General features: G+C 69.2%; 19 protein-coding genes and 1 pseudogene. 12 read left to right on the top strand and 8 right to left on the bottom strand.

Going from position 1 to position 19,593, the window contains the following annotated elements:
• Nucleotides 1-2,019, bottom strand: a complete 2,019-nt coding sequence (locus tag M3330_RS03665) for a maltotransferase domain-containing protein (RefSeq protein WP_255027032.1) — start codon at nucleotides 2,017-2,019, stop codon at nucleotides 1-3.
• A 486-nt stretch (nucleotides 2,020-2,505) separates the two neighbouring features.
• Here M3330_RS03665 and glgP point away from each other — a divergent pair, with 486 nt between their 5' ends.
• Entirely contained in the window at nucleotides 2,506-5,082 is a 2,577-nt protein-coding gene (gene glgP, locus M3330_RS03660; RefSeq protein WP_024100507.1) for an alpha-glucan family phosphorylase, read from the top strand.
• Nucleotides 5,083-5,104: 22 nt separating this feature from the next.
• Here the strand turns inward: glgP and M3330_RS03655 are convergent, their stop codons facing one another.
• From M3330_RS03655 to M3330_RS03645, 3 genes are read right to left on the bottom strand one after another with little or no spacing between them, the layout of a single operon-like run.
• Entirely contained in the window at nucleotides 5,105-7,132 is a 2,028-nt protein-coding gene (locus M3330_RS03655; protein ID WP_024100508.1) for an ATP-dependent DNA helicase, read from the bottom strand.
• Nucleotides 7,133-7,157: 25 nt separating this feature from the next.
• Entirely contained in the window at nucleotides 7,158-7,775 is a 618-nt protein-coding gene (locus M3330_RS03650) for a nicotinamidase (RefSeq protein ID WP_033096423.1), read from the bottom strand.
• 5 nt (nucleotides 7,776-7,780) lie between these two features.
• Nucleotides 7,781-9,112 carry a nicotinate phosphoribosyltransferase gene (locus tag M3330_RS03645; RefSeq protein WP_255027029.1) on the bottom strand — a complete coding sequence of 444 codons (1,332 nt, stop codon included), beginning with the start codon at nucleotides 9,110-9,112 and terminating at the stop codon, nucleotides 7,781-7,783.
• Between the two features lie 111 nt (nucleotides 9,113-9,223).
• Here M3330_RS03645 and clpS point away from each other — a divergent pair, with 111 nt between their 5' ends.
• From clpS to rdgB, 7 genes are all read left to right on the top strand, one after another.
• Nucleotides 9,224-9,538 carry an ATP-dependent Clp protease adapter ClpS gene (clpS, locus tag M3330_RS03640; RefSeq protein ID WP_006554739.1) on the top strand — a complete coding sequence of 105 codons (315 nt, stop codon included), beginning with the start codon at nucleotides 9,224-9,226 and terminating at the stop codon, nucleotides 9,536-9,538.
• 24 nt (nucleotides 9,539-9,562) lie between these two features.
• Nucleotides 9,563-10,141, top strand: a complete 579-nt coding sequence (locus M3330_RS03635; protein WP_019288984.1) for a DUF2017 domain-containing protein — start codon at nucleotides 9,563-9,565, stop codon at nucleotides 10,139-10,141.
• Nucleotides 10,138-11,232 carry a P1 family peptidase gene (locus M3330_RS03630; protein ID WP_255027027.1) on the top strand — a complete coding sequence of 365 codons (1,095 nt, stop codon included), beginning with the start codon at nucleotides 10,138-10,140 and terminating at the stop codon, nucleotides 11,230-11,232. The genes M3330_RS03635 and M3330_RS03630 overlap by 4 nt, the downstream gene beginning before the upstream one ends.
• Nucleotides 11,233-11,258: 26 nt before the next feature.
• Complete coding sequence (locus M3330_RS03625) at nucleotides 11,259-11,885, top strand: rhomboid family intramembrane serine protease (protein WP_006554742.1); 627 nt, start codon at nucleotides 11,259-11,261, stop codon at nucleotides 11,883-11,885.
• Nucleotides 11,886-12,028: 143 nt separating this feature from the next.
• Nucleotides 12,029-12,790 (top strand): cyclic nucleotide-degrading phosphodiesterase, encoded by a 762-nt coding sequence (locus M3330_RS03620; RefSeq protein WP_033096427.1) that lies wholly within the window; start codon nucleotides 12,029-12,031, stop codon nucleotides 12,788-12,790.
• Between the two features lie 34 nt (nucleotides 12,791-12,824).
• Nucleotides 12,825-13,613 carry a ribonuclease PH gene (gene rph, locus M3330_RS03615; RefSeq protein ID WP_006554744.1) on the top strand — a complete coding sequence of 263 codons (789 nt, stop codon included), beginning with the start codon at nucleotides 12,825-12,827 and terminating at the stop codon, nucleotides 13,611-13,613.
• A gap of 7 nt (nucleotides 13,614-13,620) precedes the next feature.
• Nucleotides 13,621-14,232, top strand: coding sequence for an RdgB/HAM1 family non-canonical purine NTP pyrophosphatase (gene rdgB / locus M3330_RS03610; protein WP_006554745.1), 612 nt, complete (start codon nucleotides 13,621-13,623; stop codon nucleotides 14,230-14,232).
• Between the two features lie 189 nt (nucleotides 14,233-14,421).
• Here rdgB and M3330_RS24455 read toward each other — a convergent pair.
• Both M3330_RS24455 and M3330_RS03600 read right to left on the bottom strand, forming a co-directional pair.
• Nucleotides 14,422-14,715, bottom strand: a pseudogene (locus tag M3330_RS24455) (DUF3349 domain-containing protein); the annotation flags it as partial.
• Between the two features lie 119 nt (nucleotides 14,716-14,834).
• Nucleotides 14,835-15,026: a hypothetical protein gene (locus M3330_RS03600; protein ID WP_019288989.1), complete on the bottom strand. Its 192-nt coding sequence runs from the start codon at nucleotides 15,024-15,026 to the stop codon at nucleotides 14,835-14,837.
• Here M3330_RS03600 and M3330_RS03595 point away from each other — a divergent pair.
• Nucleotides 15,025-15,150, top strand: a complete 126-nt coding sequence (locus M3330_RS03595) for a hypothetical protein (protein WP_255027026.1) — start codon at nucleotides 15,025-15,027, stop codon at nucleotides 15,148-15,150. The two genes, M3330_RS03600 and M3330_RS03595, sit on opposite strands and share 2 nt — an antisense overlap.
• Nucleotides 15,151-15,231: 81 nt before the next feature.
• Here M3330_RS03595 and M3330_RS03590 read toward each other — a convergent pair whose 3' ends face one another.
• Together M3330_RS03590 and M3330_RS03585 are read right to left on the bottom strand one after the other, a co-directional pair.
• Entirely contained in the window at nucleotides 15,232-15,741 is a 510-nt protein-coding gene (locus M3330_RS03590; RefSeq protein WP_247848821.1) for an ATP-binding protein, read from the bottom strand.
• A 28-nt stretch (nucleotides 15,742-15,769) separates the two neighbouring features.
• Nucleotides 15,770-16,126 (bottom strand): STAS domain-containing protein, encoded by a 357-nt coding sequence (locus M3330_RS03585; RefSeq protein ID WP_019288992.1) that lies wholly within the window; start codon nucleotides 16,124-16,126, stop codon nucleotides 15,770-15,772.
• 176 nt (nucleotides 16,127-16,302) lie between these two features.
• Here M3330_RS03585 and M3330_RS03580 point away from each other — a divergent pair, with 176 nt between their 5' ends.
• The 3 genes from M3330_RS03580 (at nucleotide 16,303) to M3330_RS03570 (ending at nucleotide 19,560) form a co-directional block, all read left to right on the top strand.
• On the top strand, nucleotides 16,303-17,487 hold the full coding sequence (locus M3330_RS03580; protein WP_232333466.1) for a PP2C family protein-serine/threonine phosphatase: 1,185 nt from the start codon (nucleotides 16,303-16,305) through the stop codon (nucleotides 17,485-17,487).
• A gap of 70 nt (nucleotides 17,488-17,557) precedes the next feature.
• Complete coding sequence (locus M3330_RS03575) at nucleotides 17,558-19,123, top strand: CHASE3 domain-containing protein (protein ID WP_255028815.1); 1,566 nt, start codon at nucleotides 17,558-17,560, stop codon at nucleotides 19,121-19,123.
• Nucleotides 19,120-19,560, top strand: coding sequence for a response regulator (locus tag M3330_RS03570; RefSeq protein WP_006554751.1), 441 nt, complete (start codon nucleotides 19,120-19,122; stop codon nucleotides 19,558-19,560). Before M3330_RS03575 ends, M3330_RS03570 begins: the two co-directional genes overlap by 4 nt.
• Nucleotides 19,561-19,593 lie beyond the last annotated feature (33 nt).

The raw sequence follows: 19,593 nt of genomic DNA, 5'->3' as shown, positions 1-19,593 counted from the left end.
TCACGACTGCCTCCTGTAGGCGAGCGTTGTGCGGGTGGGGATGCCGATCGGGGGCAGGACCAGGATGTGCGCCACCGCCCGCCACGGCTCGAGGCGCACGTAGTTGGCCTGTCCCCACGAGTACTGTTCCCCACTCACCTCGTCGTAAACAGGGAAGTGGTCGTGCCAGTCGTGCCCGATCGCCGGCATGTCGAGCCAGACCGTGCCCTGTTCGGCCCCATAGGGGTTGAGGTTGATCACCGTGAGGACGCAGTCCCCGGTGGACGGATCGAACTTCGAGTAGGCGATGAGCGCGTCGTTGTCGACGTGGTGGAAGGCGATGTTGCGCAGTTGCTGCAACGCCGGATGCGCGCGCCGGATGCGGTTGAGGGTGGTCAGCCACGGTTCGAGCGACTCGCCGCGCCGGCGTGCCTCGTCGTATCGGCGCGGCCGCAACTGGTACTTCTCCGAGTCGAGGTACTCCTCGCTGCCCGGCCGCACCGCGAGGTGCTCGAACAGTTCGTACCCCGAGTACACGCCCCACGAGGGAGCCAGGGTGGCGGCGAGCGCCGCGCGCAGCGCGAACATGCCCGGTCCGCCGTGCTGCAGGGTCTCGTGCAGGATGTCGGGGGTGTTGACGAACAGGTTCGGCCTGGCCTCGTCGGCCTTCGCGGCGATCTCGGTACCGAACTCGGTGAGCTCCCATTTCGCGACCCGCCACGTGAAATACGTGTAGGATTGCGTGAATCCGCGTCGCGCGAGCCCATACATGCGGGCGGGCCGGGTGAACGCCTCCGACAGGAACAGCACGTCGGGATCGGTGCGCTTGATCTCGGCGATGAGCTGCTCCCAGAAGTTCGGGGGCTTGGTGTGCGGATTGTCGACGCGGAAGATGTCGACGCCCAACCGGATCCAGTGCCGGACCACGCGCAGGACCTCGGCGTAGATGCCCTCGGGGTCGTCGTCGAAGTTGATCGGATAGATGTCCTGGTACTTCTTGGGCGGGTTCTCCGCATACGCGATCGTGCCGTCGGGCAGCACGGTGAACCATTCCGGATGCTCACGCGCCCACGGGTGGTCGGGGGCGCACTGCAGGGCGAGATCGAGGGCGACCTCGAGCTCGAGTTCCTTCGCGCGGGCGACGAAATCGCGGAAGTCCTGCTCGGTGCCGAGTTCGGGGTGGATGGCGTCGTGGCCGCCCTCGTCGGAACCGATCGCCCAGGGCGACCCGACGTCGTCCGGGCCGGCGACGAGGGTGTTGTTCGGTCCCTTGCGGTTGACCTTGCCGATCGGATGGATCGGGGGGAGGTAGACGACGTCGAAGCCCATCGCCGCGATGCGCGGCAGATCTGCGGCGGCCGTGGCGAAGGTGCCGTGCCGCGGGGTTCCGTCCTCGTACCAGCCTCCGGTGGACCGGGGAAAGAACTCGTACCAGGAGCCGAACAGCGCGCGGCGACGATCGGCGAACGCCGTGAACGCCTTTCCACGCGTGATCAGCTCGCGAAGCGGATGGGCGCGGAGGATCTCGGTGACGTCGGGGGCGAAGGCCGGGGCGATGCGCTCGGCCAGCGGACGGTCGGAGCGCAGGGACGCAGCGACCGCGAGGAGAGCGGGACGGTTGCCGCGCGGTGCGCCTTTCGCGGCCTTCTCGAAGATCCGTGCGCCGACCTCGAGGTCGTTCGCGAGTTCGTCGGCGTCCTGCCCGGCGTCGGTCTTCGCGGTGACCGCGTGCCGCCAGGTCGCCACCGGGTCGCTCCACGCCTCGACCCGGTAGGTCCACGCACCGACGCTCGTGGGGGAGAAGGTGGCGTGGAAGGTGTCGGGTTCGGTGCCCGGAACCATCGGGATCCGCACCAGCCTGCCGGCGGATTCGGGATCGTCGGCCGGTCCTCGAACGGCGAGTGTCGCGGCGATCGCGTCGTGGCCCTCGCGCCACACCACGGCGGAGACCGGCACCACCTCCCCGACGACCGCCTTCGTCGGATAACGCCCTCCGTCGATGGAGGGTTGTACGTCGTCGATGGCGAGCCGACCTGTCACGCTAGCTCCGTTCCGTGCGGGTCCGGGTGGACGAGCAGGGCCGATGGGGGCAACGACCGTGTCTCGAACCACCGTAATGGAGGTCGCGCCGCGCGGCTGTGCATGCGGCGGGACCCGCGAAGGATCCCCTCTGCAGCGGCGAAATTATCTGTAACTCACCGTTCACTTCAATTGACCGGACGGCAACACCCCGCTCCCTACTGTTTGTTCTGCAAGAGGACAACAGCCTCCTCGGAGGCACGACGAAGGGAAGAACACATGGGTCTGGTTGCCGGGCTGATCGGAGTCGTCGGAGACCTGCTGCACCTGCTCCTCGGCGGACTCTGAGTCCACCGGTCGACGGGAGGTCGGCCGCAGGAGAGAAGGCCCCGCGGTGTGGCCCTCTCCGGGTGCCGGGCGATCCTGTCCGCGACCGGCATGGATCCGGGCACATGAGATCCGCCGCCCGGCCGTCACGAAGCTCGGTCGGTCGGTAGTGTGCACCCCGTGAAAGCACTGCGCCGGTTCACCGTACGAGCCCATCTTCCCGAGCGGCTGGCTGCGCTGGGAGCCCTGACGGCCAACCTCAGATGGTCGTGGCACCCGCAGACCCAGGACCTGTTCGAATCGGTCGACCCGGACCTGTGGCGCCGGTGCAGCAATGACCCTGTCCGACTGCTCGGCGAGGTGCCGCCGGCCCGACTCGATGCGCTCGCCGAGGACGGCGACTTCCTCGCCCGGCTCGACGCCGCTGCCGCCGACCTCGAGCACTACCTCACCCGCCCCCGCTGGTTCCAGGAACAGCAGGAGCGCGGCACGACACTGCCCGCCGGCATCGCCTACTTCTCCATGGAGTTCGGTGTCACCGAGGTGCTGCCGAACTACTCCGGCGGCCTCGGAATCCTTGCCGGCGACCACCTCAAGGCCGCCTCCGATCTCGGCCTGCCGCTCATCGGCGTCGGCCTGCTCTACCGGTCCGGCTACTTCCGGCAGTCGCTCAGCGCCGACGGATGGCAGATGGAGCACTACCCCTCCTACGACCCGCAGGGCCTGCCGCTGCGACTGCTCACCGAGGCCGACGGCACCGCCGCGCTCGTGCAGGTCGCCGTGCCTGGCGGGCGCACACTCGACGCGCGAATCTGGATCGCCCAGGTCGGGCGCGTCCCGCTGCTGCTGCTCGACTCCGACATCCCGTCCAACGACGAGGAGCTGTGCGGGGTCACCGACCGCCTCTACGGCGGCGACCAGGACCACCGCATCAAGCAGGAGATCCTCGCCGGCGTCGGCGGTGTCCGCGCGGTGCGCGCCTACACGCGCATCCACGGCCTGCCCGACCCCGATGTCTTCCACATGAACGAGGGACACGCGGGCTTCCTCGGCGCCGAACGCATCCGCGAACTCGTCACCGGCGCCGGACTCGACTTCGACGAAGCGCTCGCCGCCGTGCGGGCCGGCACGGTCTTCACCACCCACACCCCCGTGCCCGCGGGTATCGACCGCTTCCCGATCGATCTCGTGCGCCACTACTTCTCGGGCACCAACGGCGAGAACGAGTCGGCACTGTTGCCCGGCCTCACCGTCGACCGCATCCTCGCGCTCGGACGCGAGAGCAACCCGAACGTGTTCAACATGGCACATCTTGGTCTGCGCCTCGGCCAGCGCTGCAACGGTGTGTCGAAGCTGCACGGCGAGGTCAGCCGCGGCATGTTCGAAGGACTATGGCCCGGATTCGACGCCGCCGAAGTGCCCATCGGCTCGGTCACCAACGGTGTGCACGCCCCCACCTGGGCCGCGCGCGAATGGATCGCGCTCGCCAACCGCCTCGCCGGACCCGACCGCGTCGAGGAGGCCCGCGGCTGGGAACTGCTCCAGACCATCGACCGCAAGGAACTGTGGTCCACCCGGAACGCGCTGCGCGCCCAGCTCGTCGCCGAGGTGCGTCGCCGGCTGCGCGAGTCGTGGCTCGAACGCGGCGCCACCGAGGCCGAACTGGGCTGGATCGAGTCGGTCTTCGATCCGAACGTCCTCACCGTCGGGTTCGCGCGGCGCGTGCCCACCTACAAGCGCCTCACCCTGATGCTGCGCGACCCCGAACGGCTGCGCGCCCTGCTGCTCGACGACGAACGGCCCGTGCAGCTCGTCGTCGCCGGCAAGAGCCACCCCGCCGACGACGCCGGCAAGGCGCTCATCCAGCAGGTCGTGCGGTTCGCCGACGAGTACGACGTGCGGCACCGAATCGTCTTCCTGCCCAACTACGACATGTCGATGGCCCGCTATCTGTACTGGGGTTGCGATGTGTGGCTGAACAACCCGCTGCGCCCGCTCGAGGCGTGCGGTACGTCGGGCATGAAGTCGGCTCTCAACGGCGGTCTCAACCTGTCCATCCGCGACGGATGGTGGGACGAGATGTTCGACGGCGAGAACGGCTGGGCCATCCCCACCGCCGACGGGGTCGACGACACCCGCCGCGACGATCTCGAGGCCGCCGCGCTGTACGAGTTGCTCGAACGCTCGGTGCTGCCGCGCTTCTACGACCGCGACTCCGACGGTGTGCCGGCCCGCTGGATCGAGATGGTGCGCCACACGCTCGAGGATCTCGGCCCGAAGGTGCTCGCCTCGCGCATGGTGCGCGATTACGCCGTCGACTACTACATCCCCGCGGCCGCGGCAGCCTCGAAGGTGACCGCCGACGACTACGCGGGTGCGCGGGCGCTGGCCGACTACCGGCACCGCATCGAGGCGGCGTGGCCGGGAGTGCGTGTCGCGCAGGTCGATTCGACGCCGATTCCGGACGTGCCGCAGATCGGTCTGCCGCTGGGGCTGACCGCGCACGTCCAACTCGGCGACCTGACCCCGGAAGATGTCGAGGTGCAGGCCGTGGTCGGGCGCGTGGGCTCCGACGACACGATCGGCGACCCCGTCACCGTGCCGATGCAGCACATCGGTACCGACCCGCTGGGAGAGGAGTTCACCGCGACCGTGCCGCTGCCGCTCGCCGGCGCCGTCGGCTACACGGTGCGGGTGCTGCCCAGGCACGGGCTGCTCGCCTCACCCGCCGAACTCGGCATGGTCGCGCTCCCGTAGGAGATCACGACCCGCCGGGTGCTCAGCCGCGCAAACGCGTGAGTGCCCGGCGGACCACCGCCGGATCGGCCGTCTCCCAGAACGGCGGCAGCGACGCACGCAGATAACCGCCGTACCGTGCGGTCGCCAGGCGCGAGTCGAGCACCGCCACCACGCCCCGGTCGTCGGTGCTGCGCAACAGTCGCCCGACACCCTGCGCCAACAGCAGAGCGGCGTGATTGGCGGCGACCGCCATGAACCCGTTGCCGCCGCGAGCCTCCACGGCGCGCTGCCGGGCGACCAGCAGCGGATCGTCGGGGCGGGGGAACGGAATCCGGTCGATGATCACCAGCGACAGCGACGGGCCCGGAACGTCGACGCCCTGCCACAGCGACAGGGTGCCGAACAGGCTCGTCGCGTCGTCGGCTGCGAACTTCTCGACCAGCGCGCCGGTCGCGTCGTCGCCCTGGCACAGGATCGGCGTGTCGAGACGCTCGCGCAGCGCCTCGGTGGCGGCCTTCGCGGCGCGCATCGAGGAGAACAACCCGAGCGTGCGCCCCTCGGCGGCGGTGACCAGTTCGGCGATCTCGTCGAGATGCGAGGGCGGCAGACCGTCGCGGCCGGGTGGCGTCAAATGCTTGGCGATGTAGAGGATGCCCGCCTTCGCGTGATCGAAGGGCGACCCCACGTCGATCCCATTCCACGCGAGATCGCCCTTGTCGGAAGGAGGTTCGGCACCCGACGCGGAGGTGGTGTCGCTGCGGGCCGGCGACTGCGGCGGCAGACCCCAGTTGACCGCGAGGCCGTCGAACGACCCGCCGACCGTGAGGGTCGCGGACGTGAGGACGACGGTGGACTCACCGAACAACCGGCTGCGCAACAACCCACCGACCGACAGCGGCGCGACCCGCACGGTGCGGCGCACGTTGCCGCGGAACTCGTCGGCGGCAAGCCACACGACGTCGGGTCGCTGCGAAGGGTCTCGCTGCTCGAAGGTCGTCAGCACCCGGACCGCGCAGTCGTGCACCTCGTCGATCTCCGCGAGCGCCTGACTGCGGGCCGCGGCGACCTCGGGATCGGTGCCGGGCTTGGCCGGTCCGATCGCCGTGTGTACGGCCCAGGCGGCATCGCGGATCGAGGCCAGCGCGGCCGCCGCGCCCTCGGGCAGTTCGTCCCAGCGCCCAGCCGGCAGTTCTTCGAGGAACGACTCCCAGTTCTCGGCGGCACCGTCGAGCCGGTCGATCTCCTGGTCCTCGACGAGCTTGACGCAGCGCCGCGCAGCCGCCGACACCGTGCCCGGCGACAACTCGGCCGTGGCGACGTTCGTGATCCGATCGACGAGTTCATGGGCCTCGTCGACGACCACGACATCGTGCTCGGGCAGGATCGAGATGCCGGTGATCGCATCGATCGCAAGCAGCGCGTGGTTGGTGACGACCACGTCGACCTGCGCGGCCTCGGCGCGCGCGATCTCGGCGAAGCAGTCTTCTCCCACCGGGCACCGCGACTTGCCGAGGCACTCGCGGGCGGTGACGGACAGCTGACGCCACGCCTGATCGGAGACACCGGGGGACAGGTCGTCGCGGTCGCCGGTCTCGGTGGTGGACGACCACTCCGTCACCCGCCGCACTTCGCGGCCGATGCGCGAGAGGGCGAACGCGTCGAACAGTTCGGCGTCGGGCGTCTCCTCGGCGAGACCGGTATGGATCTTGTTCAGACACAGGTAGTTTCCGCGACCCTTGAGGATCGCGAAACGCGGGCGACGGCCGAGCGAACCGGCGAGGGCGTCGGCGAGTCGCGGCAGGTCGCGCTCGACGAGCTGCCGCTGCAGCGCGATGGTCGCGGTGGAGACCACCACGGTGCGACCCGTCTTCACCGCGTAGCGGATGCTCGGCACGAGATAGGCCAGCGACTTGCCGGTACCCGTGCCGGCCTGCACGGCGAGGTGTTCGCCGGTGTCGATGCTGTGCGCGACGGCCGAGGCCATCGTCAGCTGGTTGCGCCGCTCCTTACCGCCCAGCGCGTGCACCGCGGTTCGCAGCAATTCTGGGACTTCGGGGAGATCCGGCACCGGCACAGGCTATCGGTCCCCACCGTCACCTTCGGTCTGCGGCCCAGCTACCTGTGACTTCGGTGATATCGGTGACGCAGGGAAGGTCGGTGACCAGCTCGACACCGGCCTCGCGCATCCGCTCGAGGGCTGGGCGGATCGTCGTCTCCGACACCCCAGCGGTGTACGGCAGCAGCACCCGGGCGCCGAAACCCTCCGCGATCGCGTCGAGCGCGGTGGCCCGCACACAGTGGTCGGTGGCGATCCCGACGATGTCGACGTCCGTCACGCCGCGGTCGCGCAACCACGACGCCAACGTCGTGCCCTCGTCGTCGATTCCTTCGAAGCCCGAATAGGCGGCGTCGTCGGCACCCTTCGAGAAGACGGCCTCGAACCGGTCCGTAGTCAGTTCGGGGTGGAAGTCCGCGCCCGGCGTCCCTGCCCGGCAGTGCGGCGGCCACGAGTCGACGAAATCGGGTTCGGGAGAGAAATGGTCTCCGGGATCGACGTGGTGGTCGCGGGTTGCGGCGATGTACGCGTAGTCGTCACCGTGCGCCTGCAGGAACCGGGTGATGTCGGACGCCACCCGCGAGCCGCCCTCCACGGCGAGCGAACCGCCCTCGCAGAAGTCGTTCTGGACGTCGACCACCAGCAATGCGCGCATGGCACTCACCTCTCACGGACGAAGCGGGTGGGGAGGGCGGGATCCCCGGCCGAGAGCGTCAGGCCCTCCCACGGCAGACGCACCATGCCCTGCCGGAGGTACTCACGGCTCTCCTCCAGGGTAGGCAGATCGCCGACCGCCTCGCCGCCGCGGACCAGCGGGATCATCAGTTCGTGGACCTGTGAACCCTCACCCGGCGGGACCTGCTCGGCGCGGGCCGGGTACACGACCTCCTCGACGAGCGTGCCCGTCCTCCGCGCGTACCGGACGGCCCGCTTCGCGCCCCCTCGGGACTCCTTCGACGCACTGCGCTTCTCGACCGCGAGGCCGTCGACCTCCACGAGCTTGAAGACCATGCCCGCCGTCGGAGCTCCCGAGCCGGTCACCAGCGAGGTGCCGACGCCGTAGCCGTCGACCGGTTCGGCGCGCAGACCCGCGATCCCGTATTCGTCGAGATCACCGGACATCACGATCTTCGTGCGGGTCGCGCCGAGTCCGTCGAGTTGTTCGCGCACCTGGCGGGCGAGCACACCGAGATCGCCCGAATCGATCCGCACGCCACCGAGTTCGGGGCCGGCCACCGCGATCGCCGTGTTCACGCCCTCGGTGATGTCGTAGGTGTCCACCAGCAGGGTCGTGCCCACACCGAGACTCTCGACCTGGCTGCGGAAGGCGGACGCCTCGTCGCGACCAGCCGTCGTGGTGTGCAGCAGGGTGAACGCGTGCGCGGCGGTACCCGCTGCGGGGATGCCGTACCGCTGTGCGGCCTGCAGATTGGACGTCGAGTCGAAGCCCGCGAGATAGGCCGCGCGCGCCGCGGCGACCGCCGCTTCCTCGTGGGTACGCCGCGACCCCATCTCGATGAGCGCGCGGCCGTCGGCCACACTCACCATGCGCGCCGCCGCGGAGGCGATCGCACTGTCGTGGTTGAAGATCGACAGCGTCAGCGTCTCGAGTAGCACACACTCGGCGAAGGTGCCGCTCACCGACAGGATCGGTGAACCCGGGAAGTAGAAGTCGCCCTCGCGGTAACCGTCGATGTCGCCGGAGAACCGGAAGTCGCGCAGCCACTCGACGGTGCGCGGAGCGAGAAAACCGGCGGCGAGTTCGAGTTCGGCCTCGTCGAACCGGAACGATCCGAGTGCCTCGATCAACCGCGCGGTGCCTGCGACGACGCCGTACCGCCGGCCCGGGGGAAGACGCCGGGCGAAGACCTCGAAGACGCACGGGCGGTCGCCCGTGCCGTCCGCCAGGGCAGCCTCGAGCATGGTCAACTCGTACTTGTCCGTGAACAGTGCGGTGCCGGGACGACCGGCACGGTGAATGGCTTCGGGCACCCGATCACTGTAGAGCCACGGCCTCCGAGGCGGGTTTTTCGCCGTGCTCCAAAGTCGTACCCTGGGAACATGGCGCCGTGTAGTACGACCACTCCGCTCGACGTCCGATTCATGGCCGGCCAGGCCGTTCCGGCCATGGCGGGACAGGCCGTTCCGGCCGAGGCCGAAATCGTCGAGGAGATCGAAGCGGTCGACAGGCCATGGGTGACCGTGGTCTGGGACGACCCCGTCAACCTCATGCACTACGTGACGTTCATCTTCCAGAAGCTGTTCGGGTACAGCAAGGCCAAGGCCACCGAGCTCATGCTCAAGGTCCACAACGAGGGCAAGGCCGTCGTGTCGAGTGGTTCGCGTGACAAGATGGAACACGACGTGCAGCGTCTGCACGCCGCCGGACTGTGGGCGACGATGCAACGCGACGAATGATCCCCACAGGAGGGCCCGACCGACGTGCGGCAGTGGACCAGGAAGAACTCGCTCAGCGGCCCCAAGCTCCGGTCGGAGATGGACGCCCACGAAGCGTCGGTGCTGCGGTCGCTCGTGTCCTCTGTGCTGGGCATGCTCGAGGAACGCGCCGGACAGACCCCGCAGGACGACCTCGCGGCGCTGACCGGCCTGCGCACCGGTAACGCCACCCCGCCCGAGATCCCGGCGCTGCGACGACTCCTTCCCGACTTCCACCGCCCCGACGCCGATGCCGTCGCCGATGTCGGCGACGACGCCGCCGACCTCAACGGTGCGATGCGGAGCCTGCACGAACCGAGCATCATCGATGCGAAGCTCGCCGCCGGCGCGGTCATCCTGCGCACCGTGCCCGAAGGCGGCGGCAAGGTGGTGCTCAATCCCGAACAGGCCGAAGCCTGGCTGTACGGGCTCAACGACGTGCGGCTCGCGCTCGGCACCACCCTCGGCATCGACGCCGACACCCCCGACGTCCTCGACGACGACGATCCGCGTGCCCCGCATCTCGACGTCTACCACTGGCTGACATGGATGCAGGACTCCCTCGTCCAGGCGCTTCAGCCGTGACCGTGCCGGGGCCGACCGATTCGCTGCTCGACGTGGCGGGTCTGAGTGTCGGCCACTGGCAGCGCCTCGATCCCGAGGTCACCGTCGGCACCCCCGAGATTCCCGGTACGGGCGCCGCCACGGGATGCACCGTCGTGCTCGCCGACCCGTCCGCCGTCGCATCGGTGGACGTGCGCGGCGGGGGACCGGGCACCCGGGAGACCGACCTGCTCGATCCGAGTCATTCCGTGCAGCGTGTCGACGCGGTCCTCCTCACGGGTGGCAGCGCATACGGGCTGGCCGCCGCCGACGGCGTGATGCGCTATCTCGAGAAGAACGGCAAGGGCATCCCGATGGGTGCGCCCGGCGCGGTCGTCCCGATCGTCCCCGGCGCCGTCATCTTCGACCTGCCGGTGGGTCAGTGGTCCGCGCGCCCGACCGCCGATTCCGGATGCACCGCCGCGGCCACCGCCAGCTCCACGCACCTCGAGCGCGGCAGCGTCGGCGCCGGCACCGGTGCCCGCGCCGGGGCGCTCAAGGGCGGCATCGGCTCGGCGAGCGTGCGGATCACGGACGGTCCCGCGACCGGGGTGACCGTGGCGGCACTGATGGTCGCCAACCCCGTCGGCTCGGTGTTCGACCCCGTGACCGGACTGCCCTGGGGCGTCGACGCCGCGCGAGCCGAAGAACTCGGACTGTCGTCGCCCTCCGCGGTGGATCTGGCCGCGGCCCGCGCGCTCGGCGACAAGGGCACCGTCCTGAACACCACGATCGGTGTGGTCGCCACCGACGCACCGCTGTCGAAGGCGGCGTGCCGTCGCGTCGCGGTCACCGGGCACGACGGTCTCGGCCGCGCGATCCGTCCCGCGCACTCACCGCTCGACGGCGACACGATCTTCGCCCTCTCGACCGGCACCGCCGACGTCTCCGACGCACTGGGCGACGCCTCGTCGATCCTGGCCTTCGCCGCCGAACTGCCGATCCTCGCCGCGGTGTGCGAGGCCGCCGCGGTGGTGGTCGAACGCGCGATCGTCGACGCGATCCTGTCCGCGACCTCCGTGGCCGACATCCCCGCCTATCGCGACGTGCTGCCCTCGGTCTTCGGCCACTGACCGGTACGTGACGGCAGAATGGTGCCATGACCATTCCCAGCGGCACCGGCGCCGACACCCGCATCCGGCCGATCTGGCAACGTGCCGGACTGTGGATCGGCGGGTTCGTCGCGATGCTCTACGGCATCGAGACCGTCGATGCGGTGCTCCCCGCCGATCTCGACGCGGCCGGTGTCGAACCCCGCACCGCCGACGGGCTGTGGGGCGTGCTGTTCGCGCCGATCCTGCACGCCGACTGGGCCCACCTCACCGCCAACACCGTGCCCGCGCTCGTCCTCGGCTTCCTGGTGCTGCTCTCCGGCATCGGGCGCGGCCTGGCCGCGACCGCGATCATCTGGGTCGTCGCAGGAGTGGGGACGTGGCTGATCGCGGGCTCGGGCGAGACCCACATCGGAGCGTCGAGCCTGATCTTCGGGTGGCTCACCTATTTGATCGTGCGCGGAGTGTTCACCCGCAAGGCCGGGCAGATCCTGCTGGGAGTCGTGGTGCTGTTCCTCTACGGCGGCATGCTGTGGGGGGTGCTGCCGAGCGAACCGTGGATCTCCTGGGAGGGGCACTTCTTCGGTGCGGTCGGCGGCGTTCTCGCGGCGTGGGCGCTGTCCGCGGACGCGCGTCGCGCCCGTCGCACCACCCCCTCGGTCGTGCCGCGCTGACCACCCGCGCCGACAACCCGCCGATCGGCCGCGCGAAGTGGCCGAACGATCCGCGCGTCACACCTTCCCGGCCACTGTGAGTCTGCGCCGCAATACGCGCGTTGGCTTCATCGAGGGACCTTCGGCATGGCAGCATGGCTGATATGCGCATGACCGTTCTGGGGTGCTCGGGCAGTGTGGCCGGGCCGGATTCCGCAGCCTCCGGCTACCTGCTGACGGCACCGGACACCCCGCCCCTGGTCATCGACTTCGGTCCCGGCGTCCTCGGCGCGCTCCAGCGCCACGCCGACCCCGGCGAAGTGTCGATCCTCCTGTCCCATCTGCACGCCGATCACTGCCTCGACCTGCCCGGTCTGCTGGTCTGGCGCCGCTACTCGCCGTCCCCGCCGCAGGGCCGCGTCCTCACCTACGGTCCCGCCGGCACCGCCCACCGCATCGGTGTGGCGTCCGCGGAGATCCCCGGCGAGGTCGACGACGTCAGCGACACCCTGGACGTCCGGATGCTCGGCGACGGCGAGCAGATCCGGTTCGGGAGCCTGACCATCTGCCCCGGCCGCGTCCACCACCCGCCGGAGGCCTACGGCTTCCGCATCACCAGCGACTCCGGCCGCACCCTCGTCTACACAGGCGACACCGGCATGTGCGATTCGGTCGTCGAACTCGCCCGCGGCGCCCACGTGCTGCTCGCCGAGGCGTCGTGGACCCACGCGCCGGGGGAACGCCCCGAGGGCGTGCACCTCTCGGGCGCCGAGGCCGGTCGCGTCGCGGCCCTCGCCGGTGTCGGCGAACTCCTCCTGACCCACATCCCGCCGTGGACCTCCCGCGAGGACGTCATCGCCGAGGCCAAGGCCGAGTACTCCGGACCGGTCCACGCGGTCACCGCCGGAGACGTGTACCGCATCTGAAAGGCCCGCCCCCGGATCGCCTAGGCTCGGACGAGTGACGACACGAGAAGACGGCAGAGCGGACGACGAACTCCGGAGCATTCGCATCACCCGGGGTTTCACCAACCACCCGGCGGGCTCCGTGCTCGTCGAATTCGGACAGACCCGCGTGATGTGCACCGCCAGCGTCGAGGAAGGCGTGCCGCGGTGGCGTAGGGGCTCCGGTCTCGGCTGGCTCACCGCCGAGTACGCGATGCTTCCCGCCGCCACCCACACTCGCAGCGGACGCGAGTCGGTCAAGGGCAAGCTCGGCGGCCGCACCCAGGAGATCAGCCGCCTGGTCGGCCGGTCGCTGCGCGCATGCATCGACCTCGCCGCCCTTGGCGAGAACACCATCGCGATCGACTGCGACGTGCTGCAGGCCGACGGAGGCACCCGCACCGCGGCGATCACCGGCGCCTATGTCGCACTGTGCGACGCGGTGACCTACCTGCGTGCCGCGGGCAGCCTCGCCGACCCGCAGCCCATCTCGTGCCAGATCGCCGCCGTCAGCGTCGGCGTGGTCGACGGACGTGTCCGTCTCGACCTGCCCTACGAGGAGGACGTGCGCGCCGAGGTCGACATGAACGTCGTCGCCACCGAGACAGGCACCCTCGTCGAGGTCCAGGGCACCGGCGAAGGCGCGACCTTCCCGCGTTCCACGCTCGACGCGATGCTCGACTCCTCGCTCGCCGGCATCGAGGAACTGTGCCGGATCCAGCGCGAGGTGCTCGCCGAGCCGTACCTGGGGACCCTGCCCGAGCCGGTCGAGGCGGAGGTCGTCAAGAAGAAGTTCGGAGTCTGACGTGCGGGTGCTGGTCGCAAGTCGCAACGCGAAGAAGCTGCGCGAACTGCAGCGCGTGCTCGACCGCGCCGGGATCGACGGCATCGAACTCGTAGGTCTCGACACCGTCCCGCCCTACCCGGAGGCACCCGAGACGGGGGAGACCTTCGAAGCGAACGCCGGAGCCAAGGCCCGCGACGGCGCAGCCGCCACAGGGATGCCCTGCGTCGCCGACGACTCCGGTCTCGAGGTCGACGCCCTGCGCGGCATGCCCGGCGTGCTCTCGGCGCGCTGGAGCGGACGCCACGGCGACGACGAGGCGAACACCGCACTGCTGCTCGGCCAGATGCAGGATGTGCCGGACGAGCGTCGCGGCGCGGCCTTCGTGTCGGCGTGCGCGCTCGTGGTGCCGTCGGACGACGGATTCGTCACGACCGTCGTGCGCGGCGAATGGCGCGGCAGCATCGTGCGCGAGCCGCGCGGCGAGAACGGTTTCGGCTACGACCCGGTCTTCCGCCCCGAAGGCGAGGAACGCACCGCCGCGGAACTGTCCGCGGAGGAGAAGGACGCACAGTCGCATCGAGGACGGGCACTCGCCCAGCTCGTGCCCGCCCTCGCTGCGCTCGCCGCAAGCGCCTGATTCGCGGCTCGCCGCGAGTCGCTAACGCGCGCCGGCCTGCGTCCCACGTTCCTCGCGCACGGGTTCCGCGGCGCCGGTATCCGATGCAGCAACAGCGTCGGATGCCGGCGCCGCAGTCGTCCCGGTCGTCGGTTGCGTATCCGGTTCGACGGGTTCGGCCGCCTCGTCGCCGCGGGAGAGTTCACCGCCCACAACGGGCCAGCCCGCAGCGACCAGCTGCTCACGGACGCGCTCGACGTCCTGCGGGTCCGGTTCCTCGTGGATCACCCCTGCCACGATCTTCCGCAGGGTGTCGTGGTCGACCTGCCGCTCCGGGTGCTCGGACGCGGTCGCCGCCGCCGTCTCGATCGCCTCGAGAAGTTCCTCGTCGGTGAGCCGACGCTCGAGCACGGCAAGCAACGCGAAGTGATCCTTGGCCGGGATCCCCTCGGGATATCCCGCACGCAACCAGTCCAGTACCACCCGTGGATTCCAACGCGCCATCGCCGCCTCCTCACTCACCGTCCCGCATCGGACCCTTCGAACCGAAGGGTCCGGCGGAAACCCCCTGTCAGGGTCACAGGGTTCCCGCCACGATAGCGAGGAACACCTGGTTCGCCCCGTCAGGGGAGCGACATGTCCCGCAGATACGCCGTGACCATGGCGGTGAGCTCGTCGGCCACGACGTCCCGATCCACCGGGGGACGGTCGAGAACACAGGAGACGGCCACGTTCTCGACCGTGCGCACGAAGATCCACGCGATCGCCTCCACAGGGCGGCTACCGCGTCCGCGGAGATGGAAACGCAGCGACATGGTCCTGACGAGATCGGCTCCCGGGCGCCGGTTGCTCGAACACCTCGGCGACCGTGCGGCACGCCGCGAACTGGCACCGAAGTTCGGTCCCGCGAAGCCGGACGTGGGTGTCCTGCAGGTATGACGAAAGCGGCCGCGGGAGGAGCATGGTGCTCCTCCCGCGGCCGCTTCGATCGGGAACTCGCGACGCGCGCCTACCGCGCAGTCAGCTCGCGTCGTGGGACGAGAGTTCGTCCCCTGCCCTGTCGTCCCCTACCCTGTCGTTCTCTGCCCTGTCCGTCTCCTCGAGGACCCAGCGCATCTCGACGACCGTGCCCTTCGGGCCGGCCGAGACCTGGACGTCGCTGGCCAGATTGCGGATCAGCGTCAGCCCGTGACCGCGTGAACGTCGGGCGTCGCTGTCGACGGCGTCGTGCCAGGAGCCGTGGTCGACGACCCGCACGACCACCTCACCCTCGTTGGGCAGATACGTCGCCTCGTAGTCGAGCGTGCCGTGCGCGTCGTCCGGCGCATAGGCGTGCTCGACGGCATTCGCGAGCGCTTCGTAGCTCGCGAGCAGTATGTCCTGTCGTTGGTCCTCGCTGAGGGGGAGCTTCGCCAGCCACCGCCTCGTGACGACCCGCAGGCCTGCAATCTCGGTCGGGTCGGCTCGCACACCCGACGAACGGATCTCGTCGGGAAAAAGCAAAGCTGATTCCTCGGGCGCAGACGACATGGCTCCTCGGTTCGTCGGGTACGGCGGTCTACTCGGAGACGCCTTCCGGCGAGTTACCGAGGCCGACGAGCGCGTCGTCGAGCTTCGGATGGATCGCCAGGACCTCTCCGAGGCCGAGGAGTTCGAGCGGGCGTGCCGTGGCGCTGCCATGTGCCACGACGGCGAAACCGGTGTTGTCGCCGGCTCGCTTGGACAACTCGACCAACAGAGCGATACCCATCGAAGCGAGGAAATCAACCCCGCTGAGGTCGACGATAAGTCCGGAGATGTCGGTGTCGAGGAGTGCGAGGGCTTCCTGCTCGAGGAGCGGGGCACTCGTCATGTCGACTTCGCCGTTGACGGACAGTACGGCCACGGAGCCGATACGGGTCGTGGAAACAGTCATATGCGGATGCGCGGTCATGGGATCGTTCACCTTGCCATCATGCAAGATCGTGCCGATAGATGCACATATCGGTCCGTCGGCCGAGGCCGCGACCCGCCGTGACCACCCTGTGACCATGCTGTCGCCGAGTCTGTAATGTTCCCTTTCGAGCAGGGAGGGAGGGGCGCCGAGTGGACATGCACCGAGCGCAGAGCGAGTCGGTCGAACCACCGTCGTTGCTCCTCATCGAGGACGATCCGGGCGACGCGCTCATCGTGGAGGAACTCGTCGTCGACAGTGCCCCCGAGATGACCGTCGTGTGGGTGCAGACACTTGCGCAGGCCCGCGACGAACTCGCCACGTCGGCTCCCGACTGCGTACTTCTCGACCTCCACCTGCCCGATGCGAGCGGCCTCGAAGCCGTCGCCCGCATCCAGGAAATCACCGATTCCGTCCCCATCGTCGTCCTCACCGGCCTCGCGGAGGAACAGACCGGCCTCGCCGCGCTGTCCGTCGGCGCCCAGGACTATCTCGTCAAGGGACGCGTCGAACCCGATCTGTTCGGCCGCGCCGTCCGCTACGCCATCCAGCGAAAGCAGACCGAGATCGCTGCGGCGGAACTCCAGGCGAGCCAGCTTCACGCGCAGGAGAACGCCCGACTCGAACGCGGCCTGCTCCCGTCCCCACTCCTGCGCGACGGGCAGGACTTCGACGTCGTCGCCCGTTACCGACCCGGCCGGTCGTCTGCTCTTCTCGGCGGCGACTTCTACGACGTCGTGCAGACCGGCGACGGCACCGTCCACGTCCTCATCGGCGACGTCTCCGGTCACGGCCCCGACGAGGCCGCCCTCGGCGTGGGCCTGCGCATCGCGTGGCGCACGCTCGTGCTCAGCGGGGTAGACGGTCCCCGCCGCTTGCACCAACTCGAGGAACTGCTCGTCGCCGAGCGCACGGAGAGTCGCTTCTTCGCGTCGATGACGAACCTCACGATGTGTGCCGACCACGGCACCGTCGAGGTCATGCGGGCCGGTCATCCCGGGCTGCTGCTCCGCCACCGCGGAACCATCGACTGGATCGAAGCGCCCGGTGGTCCCGCTCTCGGCCTGCTGCCGGGAGTGGCCACCTGGCCCGTCCACGAGTTGGATCTGCCCGAGGACGGCGCGATCGTGTTGTTCACCGACGGATTGTTCGAGGGTCATCGAGGCGACGGCCCGGAACGACTCGGTGAGGAAGGACTCCTCGAGCTCGCGCGCGAACGCGCCCATCTGCCGGCTGCCGAGTTCACCGACTCGCTGATCGACGGTGCCGAGAAACTCGCGGACAGTAGGGGAGGGCTGTCCGACGACGTGGCAGTCGTCCACGTGCAATGGAACAGGAAGTGATCATCACCGCATGACGAACAGCGACGCAACGGCGGAGACGGGGGACGTGCGTCGCCCTCCCTCTCGCAGGATGACGGTCCAGGCATGGTTCCTGCTCGTACTCGGCGTGTTGGGTGTGTTGGTGGTCGTCGGCACCGTGGTCGGCAGCCACTTCCTCCGTGAGACGACCGAATACTCCAACTACGTGCGCGACCGGATCCAGCCCGCCCGCGTCGAGGCGTACCGGTTGCAATCGGCGCTGATCAACCAGGAGACGGGCGCACGGGGCTACATTCTCGCCGCCGATCCCGATTTCCTCACGCCCTACGAGGAGGGACGGCGGGAGGAGGAGGCTGCCGCCGCCGAGTTGCGCGCTCTCGTCGGCGAGGAGGAGAAGCTGATGGCGGACCTCGACGCGATCGAAACGCACGCGGCGCAGTGGCGACGCGTGTACGCCGAACCGCTCATCTCCACCGTCGTACCGGGGGAACCGCAGTTCGTGGATCCCGCCGTCGTCGATGCGGGCCGCGTCGCGTTCGACCGGCTCCGGGCGGCGTTCGAGGTCCAGAACGCCGATCTCACGCAGGCCCGAGAGGACGGCATCGCGACTCTCGAGGACACCCGCACCACGCGCGACCGCATCCTTGCCGGCATGGTCGTGGTTTTCCTGCTCGCCGGCGTGGGCCTGGCAGTCCTGCTCCAGATGATCATGGTCCGTCCGATCCAGCGTCTGCGACAGGCATCGCGCAGCGTCGTCGCGGGCCAGAACTTCGAGCGCGAGATCGAGCCGCAGGGCCCCGCCGACATCTATGCGCTGGGTCGCGACGTCGAGGACATGCGCGAGCGGATCGTGCGCGAACTGCAGGTCGCGCACGAGCGTGAGGAGCAACTCGAGAACCAGACGACGGAACTGCGGCGCTCGAACTCCGAACTCGAACAGTTCGCCTACGTCGCCTCCCACGACCTGCAGGAGCCGCTGCGCAAGGTCGCGTCCTTCTGTCAGCTGCTCGAGAAGCGTTACGGCGACAAGCTCGACGAACGCGGCACCCAGTACATCGCCTTCGCGGTCGACGGCGCGAAGCGTATGCAGGTGCTCATCAACGACCTGCTGACCTTCTCCCGCGTCGGACGCGTCAGCGACGCGCACGTCCGCACCGAACTGGATGTGACCCTCGACGCGGCTCTGACGAACATCTCCCAGGCGGTCGAGGAATCCGGGGCGGAGATCACCCGGCCCGAGTCCCTGCCGACGATCGTGGGCGATCCCACACTGATGATCATGTTGTGGCAGAACCTGATCGGCAATGCGATCAAATTCCGCCACGAGGACAGGCCCGTGGAGATCCGGGTCGACTGCGAGGAGATCGTCGACGGGGACGACGAGTTCTGGCGATTTTCCGTGCAGGACAACGGAATCGGTATCGCCGAAGAGTTCGCCGACAAGGTCTTCGTGATCTTCCAGAGGCTGCACGGCCGGGACGTCTACACCGGCACCGGCATCGGCCTGGCCATCTGCCGCAAGATCGTCGAATACCACGGTGGAGAGATCTGGCTCGACCCGCAGTATCGGGAAGGCAGTCGATTCTGCTTTACGATTCCCAAGGCAGGCGACGACATGTCTGCAACCGAAGTCGCTCTGAAAGGGGCATCTGCATGAGCGTTTCCGGGCGGCCGATCGACGTCCTCCTCGTCGAGGACGACCCCGGCGACGAATTGATGACGCGCGAAGCGTTCGAGGACAACAAGATCGGAAACACCCTTCACGTGGTCCGCGACGGCGAGGAGGCACTCGACTTCCTCTACCGGCGCGGAGAGTACGAGAGCGCCCCTCGGCCCGACCTGATCCTCCTCGACCTGAACCTGCCCAAGTACGACGGACGGCAGGTCCTCGAGCAGGTCAAGTCCGACACCGACCTCACCGACATCCCCGTCGTCGTCCTCACGACCTCGGCAGCGGAGGAGGACATTCTCCGCAGCTACAAGCTGCACGCCAACGCGTACGTGACGAAGCCGGTCGACCTCGATCAGTTCATCCACGCGGTGCGCCAGATCGACGAGTTCTTCGTGCAGGTGGTGCGCCTGCCGCGACGCTGAGCGCGCTCGTTCGCAACGAAATCGGGCGGATCC

The sequence above is a fragment of the Rhodococcus sp. GA1 genome, assembly GCF_024321955.1.
Taxonomy (GTDB): Bacteria; Actinomycetota; Actinomycetes; order Mycobacteriales; family Mycobacteriaceae; genus Rhodococcus; species Rhodococcus pyridinivorans.
The sequence above is the reverse complement of the archived record's forward strand: the minus strand, read 5'-3'. Positions and strand labels throughout refer to the sequence as shown.

Bases quoted from the DNA above. Each gene is read 5' to 3' on its own strand.
- M3330_RS03570 (WP_006554751.1), top strand. From the start codon at position 19,120: ATGAGCGTTTCCGGGCGGCCGATCGACGTCCTCCTCGTCGAGGACGAC.
- M3330_RS03590 (WP_247848821.1), bottom strand. From the start codon at position 15,741: ATGTCGTCTGCGCCCGAGGAATCAGCTTTGCTTTTTCCCGACGAGATC.
- M3330_RS03625 (WP_006554742.1), top strand. From the start codon at position 11,259: ATGACCATTCCCAGCGGCACCGGCGCCGACACCCGCATCCGGCCGATC.
- M3330_RS03600 (WP_019288989.1), bottom strand. From the start codon at position 15,026: ATGTCGCTGCGTTTCCATCTCCGCGGACGCGGTAGCCGCCCTGTGGAG.
- M3330_RS03585 (WP_019288992.1), bottom strand. From the start codon at position 16,126: ATGACTGTTTCCACGACCCGTATCGGCTCCGTGGCCGTACTGTCCGTC.
- M3330_RS03575 (WP_255028815.1), top strand. From the start codon at position 17,558: ATGACGGTCCAGGCATGGTTCCTGCTCGTACTCGGCGTGTTGGGTGTG.
- clpS (WP_006554739.1), top strand. From the start codon at position 9,224: ATGGCCGGCCAGGCCGTTCCGGCCATGGCGGGACAGGCCGTTCCGGCC.
- M3330_RS03650 (WP_033096423.1), bottom strand. From the start codon at position 7,775: ATGCGCGCATTGCTGGTGGTCGACGTCCAGAACGACTTCTGCGAGGGC.
- M3330_RS03580 (WP_232333466.1), top strand. From the start codon at position 16,303: ATGCACCGAGCGCAGAGCGAGTCGGTCGAACCACCGTCGTTGCTCCTC.
- M3330_RS03595 (WP_255027026.1), top strand. From the start codon at position 15,025: ATGGTCCTGACGAGATCGGCTCCCGGGCGCCGGTTGCTCGAACACCTC.
- M3330_RS03620 (WP_033096427.1), top strand. From the start codon at position 12,029: ATGCGCATGACCGTTCTGGGGTGCTCGGGCAGTGTGGCCGGGCCGGAT.